The organism is Blattabacterium cuenoti (assembly GCF_014251815.1).
Classification (GTDB): Bacteria; Bacteroidota; Bacteroidia; order Flavobacteriales; family Blattabacteriaceae; genus Blattabacterium; species Blattabacterium cuenoti_E.
On sequence record NZ_CP059202.1, the window covers coordinates 116,154 to 129,019 of the forward strand.

The following is a 12,866-nucleotide window of genomic DNA, read 5'->3' on the forward strand; positions in this document are numbered from 1 at the left end:
TATTTATTTATTTTTATGAATATTTTTGCATGTTTTGATAAAAATAATTCCTAATATATTTACTTCATTAAATTTATTTTTTGGGTGCATATCTATAATATTTTTACAATCGAAAAATTTTAATTATTCTGCTATTGCTACTTTGTGTTCAATAATTTTTGATTTTTTGGATGGTTTTTTTTCTAGATTGATAAAAAATAAAAACCTGTTTGGGAAAGAATTAGATTCTTTAGCAGATATGATTTCTTTCGGTATGGTTCCATCTATAACAGTTTTTCTTTTGTTAGAAAAAAAAACCCCAATTCCATTTATTGAGTATTCCGCTTTTTGTATTTCTATTGTATCCGCATATCGTCTAGCTAGATTTAATATTTCTACTTATTGTAAAAATCATATTATAGGACTAACAACACCCGTAAACACTCTATTTTTTTCTTCTTTATCTATCATTATTACAAATAATAATATTCCTTTTTTCAAAAAAAAAATTATATATCTTATTACAATGCTTTTTATAATATTCTTCTCCTGTTATCTTTTAGTATCTCATATTCCAATGTTTTCTTTTAATTTTGAAAACTTTTCTTGGAAAAAGAATAAAATACGTTATATTTTTTTATTAATTAGTACATTTCTTTTATTAACTTTACATGTTAGGGGTATTCCATGTATTATTATTTATTATATAATAATTTCAATCTATTTTCATAGATCAAAACAAAAAATTCATAATTAAAAAATATGAAATTAAAACTTCATCGTCCTATTTGTTTTTTTGATATAGAGGCAACAGGAATTAATATAGGAAAAGATAGAATCATAGAAATATCTATATTAAAAATATTTCCGAATGGTGGACAAGAAGATCAAACTTGGTTGATTTGTCCTGGAATTCCTATTCCTCCACAATCAACAGCTATTCATGGCATTAAAGATGAAGATGTGGCAGGAAAACTGAAATTCAAAGATGTAGCTTGTTCTATTTTTAGAATGATTGAAAATACAGATTTAGCAGGATATAATTCGAACAGATTTGATATCCCAATTTTAGCAGAGGAAATGCTTCGCGCAGGAATATCTTTTGATATTAAAAAATATAAAACAATAGATGTACAAGTCATTTTTCACAAAATGGAACCAAGAACTCTTTCTGCTGCTTATAAATATTATTGTAGTAAAAATCTTATGAAAGCCCATAGTTCTAGAGCTGACACATTTGCTACATATGAAATATTATTAGCGCAATTAGAAAAATATGAAAATTTAAAAAGAGATGTAAAAAGTCTAAATCAGTTTTCTCATCAAAAAAACATTGCAGATCTTGCTGGGTTTATAAAAATAGATGAAAAGGGAAATGAAATATTTAATTTTGGAAAATATAAAGGGAAAAAAGTTTTCGAAATCTTTGAAAAAGATCCTAATTATTATGGTTGGATACAGAATTCAGATTTTCCATTATATACAAAGAAAATATTAACAGGGATTAAATTAAAAAAATTTAATAAATAAATATCAATAATTTATTCTTGTATAAGATCTTCTAATTTTTTCGATATAAAATTTGTAAGATTTTTTCCACATAATAAATCTTTGGATAACAAAGTTAAATTTAAAGCTTCTTGAATAATTTTTTTTCTTTTTTCTTCTGATATTTCTTTTAATATTTTTTTCATCAAAATATGATTTGCATTAACTATTAATTGATAATACTTGTCACCTTTTTCTTCTACGATATCTTTTCCTATAGTAGAATTCATTTCTTTTATTCTCCTTAAAAATTCTGGAATAATAATTAAAAAAGGATTATCCTCTTTGGATAAATCTTCTAATTTGATGGAAAATTTACAATTTTCCATCAAATTATCTTGAATAATATTTTTTAAATCTTGTTTTTCCTTCTCAGAAAGTTCTGAATGAGGTTTATCTTCTTTTCTAGAATTAATTAACTTATCGATATGATCTGAATCCACTCGCACAAAACAAATATCTTGATAAGAAAACTCTAATTTCTGTATTAAATGAACTGAAAGCGGACTATCCAAAATTAAAACTTCATAGCATCTATCTTTAGCTTCTTTTATAGAACTATATTGTTTTTCTTTATCTGAAGAATAAAGAAAAACAATCTTTCCTTCTTTATTTTTTTGAGTTTCTTTTATTTTTTCCTTAAATTCTTCTAACGTAAAATAATTTTTATCTGTAGTATAAAAAACAAAAAATTTGATAGCCTCATCAAAAAAATTTTGCGTACTAATCATTCCGTACTCTACTATGATTTTGATGTCTTTCCATTTTTTTTGAAAATCATCTCTGTTTTTTCTAAACATAGAATCTAACTTAGATGCTACTTTTCTTATTATATATTTAGATATGTTTTTAACAGATGAATCAGATTGTAAATGAGAACGTGAAACATTAAGAGGGATATCTGGAGAATCTATAACTCCTTTTAACAAACTAAGAAAATCTGGAACTACTCCTTCTAAATTATCTGTAATATAAACTTGATTTTTATACAAATGAATTTTATCTTTTTGTAGATCTATTCTTTTATCTATTTTAGGAAAATATAAAACACCTGTTAAATGAAAAGGATGGTCTATATTTAAATGCACCCAAAATAAAGGATCATCTAATTGGTTTGGATATAATTCATGATAAAAATCCAAATAATTTTTATCGTTTAATTGAAGTGGATTTTGTTTCCAAGCAGGATTTGTATTATTGACGATAATTTCTTTTTCTTTATCATCCTTTGATTTTGAGGATAAAGAAATAGTTATGGGCATGAATTTACAATATTTTTGTAATAGTTTTAAAATACGATCATAATCCAAAAATTCTTTTTTATTTTCATTAATAAATAAAACAATTTCTGTACCTCGATCCCTTTTTTCAATTTCTTTCATTACAAAACTAGGATCTCCTTCACAAGACCAGAATATAGATGCAGCATTTGTTTTATAAGATTGCGTGAATATTACAACTTTATTTGCTACCATAAAAGAAGAATAAAACCCCAATCCAAAATGCCCAATAATATTGGAGTCCGTTGTAGATAAATTTTTATATTTTTTTACAAATTCTTCTGCTCCAGAAAAAGCGATTTGGTTGATATACTTATCTACTTCTTCTTTAGTCATGCCTATCCCATTGTCTATAATATGAAGTGTATTATTTATTTTATCTATGATAATTTTGACTTTAAAATCATCAGTAATATCATCCAAATTTTCTAATTGTACTAGAGTTTTTAATTTTATAATAGCATCTATCGCATTAGAAACTAATTCACGTAAAAAAACTTCTTGATCTGAATAAAGAAATTTTTTAATAATAGGAAAAATATTATCTGAAGTAACATTAATTTTATTTTTTGCCATAAATACTAATATTAAATGTTAAACAATTCCAGCAAAATTTAGACCATTATTTATGTAATAGACAAGATGTCAGTTTTATCTGTATTCAAAAAAATTATCGATAAATTTTTTTCCATCAAATACTTTTATATCTTGTAATTGCTCTCCTATTCCTAAGTATTGGATAGGAATCTTAAATTGATCCATGATTCCTATTACTACTCCTCCTTTAGCTGTCCCTTCTATTTTCGTTAAAATAATAGAAGAAATTTTAACAAAAGAGGTAAATTTTTTTACCTGTTCAAAAGCATTTTGACCAGTTGTTGCATCTAAAATAAGGATAATTTCATGAGGGGAATCAGGAATTATTTTTTTCATGACTCTGCTTATTTTAGAAAGTTCTTCCATAAGACTAATTCGATTTTGTAATCGACCAGCAGTATCAATTAGCACTACATCTTTTTTTTTATATTTAGCAGATTGTAAAGTATCATACGCCACAGATGCTGGATCTGCATGTATATGTTGTTTTATTAAAGGAACTCCAGCTTTATTTGCCCATATTTCAAGTTGATCAATAGCCGCAGCTCTAAATGTATCTGCAGCTCCTATAACAGTATGAAACCCTTTTTTCTTTAAAAAAAAAGCCAATTTTCCAATAGTAGTTGTTTTTCCAACTCCATTAACTCCTACTACCAGTATAACGTATGGTTTTTTATTACGTTTTTCTATTTTTTTTTCTAAACAAATATTTTCAACATCCAAAAAAATATTTCCAATTTCTTCTTTAAGAATATTATAAATTTCTTTGGAGTCTTTATATTTTTCTTTTCGAATTCTTGTTTCTAAGTTATTAATAATTTTTATAGTGGTTTTCGTCCCTATATCTGCAGATAATAACACTTCTTCAATATGATCGATCACATTGATATCTATTTTTGATTTTTTCAAAAAAAGATTTTTAATCTTGGAAAAGAAAGATTCTCTAGTTTTTTTTAATTCATGGTTTAATATTTTATCTTTTTTTAAAAACATTATAATTCATTACTTTTTTTCAAAAAAAACCTTGACATCTTTATCAGAGATCATTTTACTTTCAAAAGTATAACAACCTGATTTTTTAGATTTAACTACTCTTATAGCTAAAGTCATTTTTTTTTGAAATCTTTTTTTTGGACTATTATCCACGCTTTTTTTAGGCATTATTTTATTATTTATTTAATTTCTTTATGAATCGTATATTTTCTTAATATAGGGTTATATTTCTTTAGTTCAATTCTGTTTGGAGTATTTTTCTTATTTTTTGTAGTCACATATCTAGAAATACCAGAAATTCCAATTTTTCTTTGTTCAATACATTCTAATATGACTTGTATTCTATTTCCTTTTTTTCCCATTATTATTTTTATATTTAAAACGTTTTAAAACTTCTTCTATTCCTATTTTATTGATAAGTTTGATAATAGAAGTGCAAATTTTTAAAGTAATCCACTTTTTTTCTTTTACCAAAAAAAAACGTTTTTTGCATAAATTAATATTAAAACGACGTTTTTTTTTGTTATTTGCATGAGAAACCTTATTTCCTATCATTACTTTTTTTCCTGTCAATACACAAACTTTTGACATAATAATTTTTTTGTTTTAACTTACCAAAATAATAAATATAATATATTATCTTAACATATTAACATAAAGATAAAGATATAAAGATATTCCATGTCAGGACACAGTAAATGGGCAAATATACAACATAGGAAATCAAATCAAGATTTTAAAAAATCTAAAATATTTTCTAAACTTATAAAAGAAATCTCTACAGTTGTCAAAGAATCGGGCATCAATAATTATCGTTTAAAAAATGCAATTTTAAACGCAAGATCAGTTAATATTCCTAAAAAGACTATAGAAAAAGCCATAAAAAAAGCTTTACAAATAAAAACAGATGATTACAAGAATTTAAATTTAGAAGGACTAATTCATGGAATTAGTATAATTATAGAATGTATGACAAATAATAGCATTCGAACGACTTCTAGTATTAGAATCCTTTTTAATAAAAATGGAGGGAGGTTATGTAATAATGGAGAATTAAGCCATTTTTTTCATAGAATGGGTATTTTTTGTATAAAAAAAGAAGATATTCCTCATTCAATAGAGGATTTTCAACTTATGACTATAGATTTCGGAGCTCAAGATGTCGTGATAGATCGTTCTATGGTTTATTTACACACTAACTTTGAATATTTGGGAGTGATGAAAAACAATTTAGAAAAATTAAAAATATTTCATGAGTATAAAATCAAACGTATTCCAAAACAAATTAAGTATCTTTCAGAAGAAAAAAGAATCAAGGTTATAAATTTTATTGATAAACTTTACATGAATGAAGACGTAAAAAATATTTACTCTAACCTAGATGAAAATAAAAAGTAAATGTCCTATCGCGTTTTTTTTTACAAAAATGAGGAAAGTCCGGACACCGTAGAGCAACACAATGGGTAACACCCATCCATCGTGAGATGAGGAATAGTGCAACAGAAAGAATGTACAGAATTAGAATTAGCTGTAGTGAAATCATGTAAACTCTGTGTGGTGAAATGCCATGTATACCGGAAAACTAGCTCGGTTGAAACCGGGGGGTAGGCAGATTGAGATCATGGGTAACCTAGATCCTAGATAAATGATAGGTATAGAAACAGAATCCGGCTTACAATTTTACTTTTTTTTTGGGAGAGATGGCCGAGAGGATTAAGGCGCACGTCTGGAAAGCGTGTTCACAAAAAAGTGTCAAGGGTTCGAATCCCTTTCTCTCCGCTCACTATTATAAATTCTCTATATCTTTTAATTTCTTTTCTATCAAATTAGTTCTAACACCTAATAATCTGTCTATATCTTTGGAGGCTCCTTGTAATTTATCTTGGGCTTGATGAAGTAACAATCCAAATTTTTTGAATTCTTGTTTTACCATTTCCAAAATTTTCCAAACTTCAGAACTTCTTTTTTGAATAGCTAAAGTTTTGAATCCAATTTGTAAACTATTTAATAGAGCGGCTAATGTAGACGGACCTGTAATTACTGTTTTGTATTTTCTTAATAATTCTTCTAATAAACTAGAATTTCTTGCTATTTCAGCATATATACCTTCAAAAGGTAAAAAAAGAATAGCGAAATCAGTAGTATGTGGAGGGTCTATATATTTTTCTTGAATATCTTTGGACATTTTTTTAATCACAGATTCCATATTTTTTATAGCTATTTCTATATTTTTTTTTTCTCCATTACGATAAGCTTTTTGTACTTTTTCATAAGTTTCTTTTGGAAACTTAACATCAATAGGCAACCATATCATATTTCCGTCTCCAAATCCTGGAAGTTTGATTGCAAATTCTACAACAAAATTTGTATTAGATTTAGTTACAACATTACAAGCATATTGTTCCGGAGATAATATTTGTTGTAAAAGCATTGAAAGCTGTATTTCACTAAAACTTCCACATATTTTTACGTGATTTAACGTTCTTTTTAAAGAACTTACATCTTTTGCTAGTATTTTCATTTCTCCTAATCCCTCTTGTAAAAAAAATAATTGATTTCCAATTATTTCGAATGATTTACCCAAATGTACATTTAAAGATGTTTGAAGTTTTTCATTAACATTTTCTCTGATTTCCTCAAGTTTATTTTCAATAAATTTAATAAACTTTTCTTGTGATGTATAAATTGAATCTAATTTTTTGTCTTGGGTTTCGATATAAAATTGAATTTTTTTATCAATAGAATCTTGATATATTTTTACATTTTGTATCAAATCAACCTTCATTTCAGATAATGAATTATTTATTTCAATTCTACTATATTTATATAAATTTTGAATTTCATTTTTTTGATCTTGAAATTCTTTTCTAAAAAAAAATTCCAATTTTCTAAAGAAATACACGCATATAAATAAAATAAAAAAATTAAAAAATATGAATGAATAATACATTTGAGGAAAAAATAGCGGGAATAGGACTCGAACCTATGACCTTCGGGTTATGAGCCCGACGAGCTACCAACTGCTCCATCCCGCGAATGTTATTTGTTAATATAATGTTTTTCATCTAAAAAATCAAATATTAAAAAAATTTATTTATCCATTCATAGATATTAAAAATTCCTCATTATTTTTAGTTCTAGATATTCTAGATCTCAAAAATTCCATAGCTTCTACTGGATTCATATCAGAAAGATGTTTTCGTAAAATCCACATTCTTTGTAATGTGTTTGTATCAAGCAAAAGATCATCTTTTCTCGTACTAGAAGAAACAAGATCAATAGCTGGATAAATTCGTTTATTAGCTATTTTCCTATCTAATTGAAGTTCTTTATTTCCTGTTCCTTTAAATTCTTCGAAAATTACTTCATCCATTTTTGATCCAGTATCGATCATAGCTGTAGCAATTATAGATAAAGATCCTCCATTTTCTATATTTCTAGCAGCCCCAAAAAATCTTTTGGGTTTATGTAGTGCATTTGCGTCTACTCCTCCTGATAATACCTTTCCAGATGCAGGAGCAACAGTATTATAAGCACGTGCTAAACGTGTAATAGAATCTAACAATATAACTACATCATGCGAACATTCTACCATTCTTTTTGCTTTTTGTAAAACAATGTTAGCGACTTTAACATGTCGATCTGCGGGTTCATCAAAAGTAGATGCAATTACTTCTCCTTTTACATTTCTCTGCATATCTGTGACCTCTTCTGGACGTTCATCAATCAACAATATAATTAAATAGACTTCAGGATGATTAGCCGCAATAGCATTAGCTATTTCTTTTAATAAAGTAGTTTTTCCTGTTTTAGGAGGAGCTACAATCATGCCTCTCTGCCCTTTTCCTATAGGAGTAAAAAGATCTACAATTCTTGTAGAAAGAGTTGCATTTTTTTCAGCCAATTTGAATTTTTCATTTGGAAATAATGGAGTTAAATGCTCAAAAGAATCTCTATCTCTGACAAAAGAGGGGGTTCTTCCATTAATTTCAATAATTTTAATGAGTGGAAAATATTTTTCTCCGTCTTTAGGGGGCCGCACTTCTCCTCTTATTGTGTCTCCTGTTTTCATACTAAAAAGTCTAATTTGAGATTGTGAAACATAAATATCATCAGGAGATGATAAATAATTAAAGTCGGAAGATCTTAAAAAACCATAATTTTCTGGCATAATTTCTAATACCCCTTCACTTATTATTATCCCTTCAAATTCATATTCAGGAGTACGATATTTATTTGTGGAAGAAACAGGAGATATTTTTTTTTGTGACCCTACTTCTATCCGATGAGATATGTTTTTAGCCTCAAATCTATTATTTCTATCACTTTTTTTCCAATTAGAAAAATTTTGATGTCTTTTTTGAAATTTTGTAGAAGACTCTTCCTCTAATTTAGAATTAGAAATTTTTAAATGTTCCTGAAATATTAATTTTTTTTTACCATTTATGCTCTTTTTTTCTGTAAATGAATTTTTAGATTCAGTATTTTTTATAATTTTAAATCCTTTTTTTAAAGGATTTTCCCTTTTTAAAGAGTCAGAAGTATTTTTATTATTAAAAATGGAAATAATTTTTTCTAGGAGTTCGTTTTTTCGTAGTTGTGTACATTTTTTTAATCCTGATGAACGAGCAATCTCCTGTAATTCAAAAAGCTTCTTACTTTTTAATTCAGTAATATCAAACATAAAATGATTGGGTTTATATATGTATATGCTTGGTAAGTAATATACTTTTTATGTTATGAAAAATAACTTAGAAACGATAAATACAATTATACGAAAAATTAATTTGAACTTAAATAACAAAACAAGAAATTATAAAGATAATTTAATTTTTACATTATGTTATATAGAATACAAACATTATACTTACTTATTTCTATTTTTATTTATTCTATTTTTATATACTTTCTTAAAAGTATAACTGATTTTTATAATTTATATAGAAATAAAATGGTTTTAATTTTTCTGATTATATGTTTATTTCTATCTATTTTAAGTCTTATCTTTTTCAAGAAACAAAGATTACAAATTTTTTTTAATAAGATTAATATACTCGCTAACACTATTCATATATTCATCTTTTTCTTTTCATATTTTCAGTTAAATAAATACACATTTATTGTGTTTCTTTTTTTTATATTATGCATATATATTTTGTATTTAAGCAACAGAGCTATAAAAAAAGATATCGAATTAATCGATTCGATAAATCGAATACGATAAACATTTACTTGCTAATAATAAAGATTTCATAAAATGGAAAAAACTTTATTGATCCAAAAATTAGAAATTTATAAAAAAGAATTTTTTGAGATTTTAAAATTAATCACACAACCTGGGGGGGGGTACGATCAAAAAAAATATAAGACATTATTAAATAAATACACGAAATTAGAAAAAATAGTTTCTCTTTATGAAGAATACAAAAAAAAATTGGCGTTATTTAAAGAAATAAATTTTTTTTTAGAAAACGATTCAGATCCGGAAATGAAGGAATTGGCTTCAACGGAAAAATGCAAAATTTCAGAAAATTTATCTTCTATTGAAAAAAAATTATCTAATCTTCTCTTTGATTCAAAAGAAAATAATACAAATACAGAAGAATACGATAAAGAAGATGATAGAAGAAATGGAGCTATTGTAGAAATTCGTTCTGGAACAGGGGGGAATGAAGCGTGTCTTTTTGTTGAAGATATATTAAGAATGTATACAATGTATTTTAAAAAATCAGGTTGGAAATATAAAATTATACACGCTCAAAAAGGAGGCATAAAAGGATACAAAGAAATCATTCTAGATATCAATGGAATAAAGGGGGTTTATGGTAATTTAAAATTTGAATCTGGAGTACATAGAGTACAAAGAGTCCCTGAAACAGAATCTCAAGGAAGAGTGCATACATCTGCTATAACTGTCGCAGTTTTTCCTAAAGTTAAAAATATAGAAGTAAACATTAATTTATCTGATGTAAAAAAAGAGACTTTTAGATCTAGTGGATCTGGAGGACAACATGTAAACAAAACAGAGTCTGCTGTTCGATTAACTCATATTCCCAGTAAAATTACAGTAGAATGCCAAGAAGAACGTTCTCAACATAAAAATTTTGAAAAAGCTATAAGTGTTTTACGATCACGTATTTATCAAAATGAAAAAGAGAAAAGACTAAAAGAAATATCTGTCAAAAGAAAGTCTTTGGTTTCTACAGGAGATCGTTCAGTAAAAATTAGAACCTATAATTATCCTAGAAACAGAGTAACAGATCACAGAATTCATAAATCTATTTATAATCTTACAGGATTTATGAATGGAAATATTCAAGAAATGATTGATTCCTTAAAATCATTTGAAAAAAAATAACATTTCATTCTTTTTTCGTAGATAATAAATCTAAGTCTAGATTATCCAAAAAATTTGTGTTATAATTTCCTTCTAAAAAATCACTATTTCGCATAAGTTTTCTATAAAAAGGAAGAGTAGTATGGATCCCTTCTATTACAAATTCATCTAAAGAACGACGCATTTTTTCAATAGTTTCTTCTCTACTTTTTGCCGTGGTAATAATTTTAGCAATCATAGAATCATAATAATGTGACACAAAATATCCTGCATAAATATGTGTATCAATACGTACGCCTTTTCCTCCAGGTAAATGCATTTGAGTTATTTTTCCAGGAACCGGCCTGAAATTGTGATACGGTTCTTCTGCATTAATTCTACATTCTATTGAGTACATTTTAGGATAAAAATTTTTTTTTATAGAAAGTTTTTTTCCATAAGCCAAAAATATTTGTTCTTGAATTAAATCCAAACCTGTTATTTCTTCGGTTACAGCATGTTCCACTTGTATTCTTGGATTCATTTCCATAAAATAAAAATTTTTATTTTGATCTACTAAAAATTCTATAGTCCCTACTCCTTCATAATGAATATATTCAGCCGCTTTTACCGCTTCTTCTCCCATTTTTTTTCTAAGAAATGGAGTTAAAAATGGAGAAGGGGCTTCTTCTAGTAATTTTTGATTTCTTCTTTGAATAGAACAATCTCTTTCGGATAAATGACAGGCTTCTCCATATTTATCTCCTAAAATTTGGACTTCTATGTGTCTCGGATTTAAAATTAATCTTTCTATATACATATCTTTTTTTCGAAAACAAGACCATGCCTCTTTCTTAGCTTCTTCCCAAGAACTTTTTAAATGATTTTTATCTAAAACAGATCGTATTCCTTTTCCTCCACCTCCAGATGCCGCTTTTATAATAATAGGATACCCTATTTTATCTGCAATCTTCTCAATTTCTTTATAAGATGATTCAACAAAACAGTCTGATCCAGGTAAACAGGAGATGCCAACTTTTTTCATTGTTTTTTTAGCTGAAATTTTATTCCCCATTTGAATCATATGACTAGGTTTTGCTCCGATAAATTTTATACCATGTTTTTGACACATAGAAGAAAAATATGCACTTTCAGATAAAAAACCGTATCCAGGATGAATTGCGTCTGCATTTGTAATTTCTGCAGCAGAAATTAAATTTGGTATATTTAAATAAGATTGATATGGAGGGGGAGGCCCTACACATACAGCTTCATCAGCAAAATAAACATGAAGACTATATTTATCTGCAGTAGAATAAACAGCTACAGTTTTAATCCCCATTTCTTTGGCTGTCCGTATAATTCGTAAAGCAATTTCTCCACGATTAGCTATTAATATTTTTTTAAACATAAAAATTTAATAGTTAAGATAGTTAAGATTGAATAGGATCTAAAAGAAATAAAGGTTGATCATAATCAACAGGAGAAGCATCCTCTACCAGAACTTTAAGCAACTTTCCATTCACTTCAGATTCAATATCATTAAACAGTTTCATTGTTTCTATGACACAGACTTTTGTCCCTATTTTTATTTCATCTCCTACTTTGACAAAAGGTTCTTGATCAGGATGAGGTTTTCTGTAAAATGTTCCTATCATAGGAGATTTTATGGTTAAATATTGATTTTCATTTTCTTTTCCCGTTTTATAAAACCTATCAGAAAAATCAGAAATAGATGATGATGAATATACTTTAGTAGGATAACATGAACGTTTTTCGTTTTTCATTAATGTTTTATTTTTCATGTAAATTTCAGTATTATCCATTTTTATCCTAATTTCATCAATATTTGAATCCGAAATAATCTGAATCAAAGATTTGATTTTTTTTAGATCCATAATCTTTTATTTATAAGGATTCTTTTTCGTTTTTACTACATACAATTTTTCCTCTATAATAAAGTTTATTCTCATGCCAATATGCATGATGATATAAATGTTTTTGCTTTGTAAAAGCACATTTTACTAACAAAGGTTCTTTAATCTTAAAGTGGCTTCTTCTTTTATTTCTTCTAGATTTAGATTGTCTTCTTTTAGGGTGGGCCATAAATAAACATATTTAATAATTAATAAATTACTAATTTAGAAATAAAA

At 26.4% G+C, this 12,866-nt stretch carries 15 protein-coding genes, 2 tRNA genes and 1 other RNA gene; 7 read left to right on the forward strand and 11 right to left on the reverse strand.

The window, feature by feature from the left end; all coding sequences use genetic code 11:
• The first annotated feature begins 34 nt into the window (after positions 1 to 34).
• Positions 35 to 736 carry a CDP-alcohol phosphatidyltransferase family protein gene (locus H0H54_RS00525; RefSeq protein WP_317168485.1) on the forward strand — a complete coding sequence of 234 codons (702 nt, stop codon included), beginning with the start codon at positions 35 to 37 and terminating at the stop codon, positions 734 to 736.
• Between the two features lie 5 nt (positions 737 to 741).
• Positions 742 to 1,509, forward strand: a complete 768-nt coding sequence (locus H0H54_RS00530; RefSeq protein WP_185863343.1) for a 3'-5' exonuclease — start codon at positions 742 to 744, stop codon at positions 1,507 to 1,509.
• An 11-nt stretch (positions 1,510 to 1,520) separates the two neighbouring features.
• Here the strand turns inward: H0H54_RS00530 and htpG are convergent, their stop codons facing one another.
• The 5 genes from htpG to rpmB form a co-directional block, all read right to left on the reverse strand.
• Positions 1,521 to 3,383, reverse strand: coding sequence for a molecular chaperone HtpG (gene htpG, locus H0H54_RS00535; protein WP_185863344.1), 1,863 nt, complete (start codon positions 3,381 to 3,383; stop codon positions 1,521 to 1,523).
• Between the two features lie 75 nt (positions 3,384 to 3,458).
• A complete protein-coding gene (ftsY, locus tag H0H54_RS00540) occupies positions 3,459 to 4,397 on the reverse strand; it encodes a signal recognition particle-docking protein FtsY (protein WP_185863345.1) in 939 nt (312 codons plus the stop codon).
• 9 nt (positions 4,398 to 4,406) lie between these two features.
• A complete protein-coding gene (locus H0H54_RS00545) occupies positions 4,407 to 4,565 on the reverse strand; it encodes a DUF4295 family protein (protein WP_185863346.1) in 159 nt (52 codons plus the stop codon).
• Positions 4,566 to 4,576: 11 nt separating this feature from the next.
• A complete protein-coding gene (rpmG, locus tag H0H54_RS00550) occupies positions 4,577 to 4,759 on the reverse strand; it encodes a 50S ribosomal protein L33 (RefSeq protein WP_185863347.1) in 183 nt (60 codons plus the stop codon).
• Positions 4,740 to 4,988, reverse strand: a complete 249-nt coding sequence (gene rpmB / locus H0H54_RS00555; RefSeq protein WP_185863348.1) for a 50S ribosomal protein L28 — start codon at positions 4,986 to 4,988, stop codon at positions 4,740 to 4,742. The genes rpmG and rpmB overlap by 20 nt, the downstream gene beginning before the upstream one ends.
• Before the next feature lie 90 nt (positions 4,989 to 5,078).
• Between rpmB and H0H54_RS00560 the strand changes: the two genes are divergently transcribed.
• From H0H54_RS00560 to H0H54_RS00570, 3 genes are all read left to right on the forward strand, one after another.
• On the forward strand, positions 5,079 to 5,795 hold the full coding sequence (locus tag H0H54_RS00560; protein ID WP_185863349.1) for a YebC/PmpR family DNA-binding transcriptional regulator: 717 nt from the start codon (positions 5,079 to 5,081) through the stop codon (positions 5,793 to 5,795).
• Positions 5,789 to 6,088: RNase P RNA component class A (rnpB, locus tag H0H54_RS00565), an RNA gene on the forward strand. The genes H0H54_RS00560 and rnpB overlap by 7 nt, the downstream gene beginning before the upstream one ends.
• Before the next feature lie 3 nt (positions 6,089 to 6,091).
• A tRNA-Ser gene (locus H0H54_RS00570) sits at positions 6,092 to 6,176 on the forward strand.
• 7 nt (positions 6,177 to 6,183) lie between these two features.
• Here the strand turns inward: H0H54_RS00570 and rmuC are convergent.
• The 3 genes from rmuC to rho all read right to left on the reverse strand — a co-directional run bounded on the left by rmuC (position 6,184) and on the right by rho (position 9,081).
• Positions 6,184 to 7,347: a DNA recombination protein RmuC gene (rmuC, locus tag H0H54_RS00575; RefSeq protein WP_185863350.1), complete on the reverse strand. Its 1,164-nt coding sequence runs from the start codon at positions 7,345 to 7,347 to the stop codon at positions 6,184 to 6,186.
• A gap of 12 nt (positions 7,348 to 7,359) precedes the next feature.
• Positions 7,360 to 7,432 (reverse strand) — tRNA-Met (locus tag H0H54_RS00580).
• A 59-nt stretch (positions 7,433 to 7,491) separates the two neighbouring features.
• Complete coding sequence (gene rho / locus H0H54_RS00585; protein ID WP_185863351.1) at positions 7,492 to 9,081, reverse strand: transcription termination factor Rho; 1,590 nt, start codon at positions 9,079 to 9,081, stop codon at positions 7,492 to 7,494.
• 156 nt (positions 9,082 to 9,237) lie between these two features.
• Between rho and H0H54_RS00590 the strand changes: the two genes are divergently transcribed.
• On the forward strand, positions 9,238 to 9,621 hold the full coding sequence (locus tag H0H54_RS00590) for a DUF4293 family protein (protein ID WP_185863352.1): 384 nt from the start codon (positions 9,238 to 9,240) through the stop codon (positions 9,619 to 9,621).
• 33 nt (positions 9,622 to 9,654) lie between these two features.
• Positions 9,655 to 10,755 carry a peptide chain release factor 1 gene (gene prfA / locus H0H54_RS00595; RefSeq protein WP_185863353.1) on the forward strand — a complete coding sequence of 367 codons (1,101 nt, stop codon included), beginning with the start codon at positions 9,655 to 9,657 and terminating at the stop codon, positions 10,753 to 10,755.
• Between the two features lie 4 nt (positions 10,756 to 10,759).
• On the opposite strand, the gene accC is transcribed toward prfA, so the two are convergent.
• The 3 genes from accC to rpmF are packed head-to-tail and all read right to left on the reverse strand — an operon-like array spanning position 10,760 to position 12,819.
• Positions 10,760 to 12,124, reverse strand: a complete 1,365-nt coding sequence (gene accC / locus H0H54_RS00600; RefSeq protein ID WP_185863354.1) for an acetyl-CoA carboxylase biotin carboxylase subunit — start codon at positions 12,122 to 12,124, stop codon at positions 10,760 to 10,762.
• Between the two features lie 22 nt (positions 12,125 to 12,146).
• Complete coding sequence (accB, locus tag H0H54_RS00605) at positions 12,147 to 12,611, reverse strand: acetyl-CoA carboxylase biotin carboxyl carrier protein (RefSeq protein ID WP_185863355.1); 465 nt, start codon at positions 12,609 to 12,611, stop codon at positions 12,147 to 12,149.
• Between the two features lie 10 nt (positions 12,612 to 12,621).
• Positions 12,622 to 12,819 carry a 50S ribosomal protein L32 gene (rpmF, locus tag H0H54_RS00610; RefSeq protein ID WP_185863356.1) on the reverse strand — a complete coding sequence of 66 codons (198 nt, stop codon included), beginning with the start codon at positions 12,817 to 12,819 and terminating at the stop codon, positions 12,622 to 12,624.
• Between the last annotated feature and the right edge of the window lie 47 nt (positions 12,820 to 12,866).

Bases quoted from the DNA above. Each gene is read 5' to 3' on its own strand.
- rmuC (WP_185863350.1), bottom strand. From the start codon at position 7,347: ATGTATTATTCATTCATATTTTTTAATTTTTTTATTTTATTTATATGC.
- rpmG (WP_185863347.1), bottom strand. From the start codon at position 4,759: ATGGGAAAAAAAGGAAATAGAATACAAGTCATATTAGAATGTATTGAA.
- rpmF (WP_185863356.1), bottom strand. From the start codon at position 12,819: ATGGCCCACCCTAAAAGAAGACAATCTAAATCTAGAAGAAATAAAAGA.
- accB (WP_185863355.1), bottom strand. From the start codon at position 12,611: ATGGATCTAAAAAAAATCAAATCTTTGATTCAGATTATTTCGGATTCA.
- H0H54_RS00560 (WP_185863349.1), top strand. From the start codon at position 5,079: ATGTCAGGACACAGTAAATGGGCAAATATACAACATAGGAAATCAAAT.
- H0H54_RS00590 (WP_185863352.1), top strand. From the start codon at position 9,238: ATGTTATATAGAATACAAACATTATACTTACTTATTTCTATTTTTATT.
- H0H54_RS00530 (WP_185863343.1), top strand. From the start codon at position 742: ATGAAATTAAAACTTCATCGTCCTATTTGTTTTTTTGATATAGAGGCA.
- rpmB (WP_185863348.1), bottom strand. From the start codon at position 4,988: ATGTCAAAAGTTTGTGTATTGACAGGAAAAAAAGTAATGATAGGAAAT.
- htpG (WP_185863344.1), bottom strand. From the start codon at position 3,383: ATGGCAAAAAATAAAATTAATGTTACTTCAGATAATATTTTTCCTATT.
- accC (WP_185863354.1), bottom strand. From the start codon at position 12,124: ATGTTTAAAAAAATATTAATAGCTAATCGTGGAGAAATTGCTTTACGA.
- rho (WP_185863351.1), bottom strand. From the start codon at position 9,081: ATGTTTGATATTACTGAATTAAAAAGTAAGAAGCTTTTTGAATTACAG.
- prfA (WP_185863353.1), top strand. From the start codon at position 9,655: ATGGAAAAAACTTTATTGATCCAAAAATTAGAAATTTATAAAAAAGAA.
- ftsY (WP_185863345.1), bottom strand. From the start codon at position 4,397: ATGTTTTTAAAAAAAGATAAAATATTAAACCATGAATTAAAAAAAACT.
- H0H54_RS00545 (WP_185863346.1), bottom strand. From the start codon at position 4,565: ATGCCTAAAAAAAGCGTGGATAATAGTCCAAAAAAAAGATTTCAAAAA.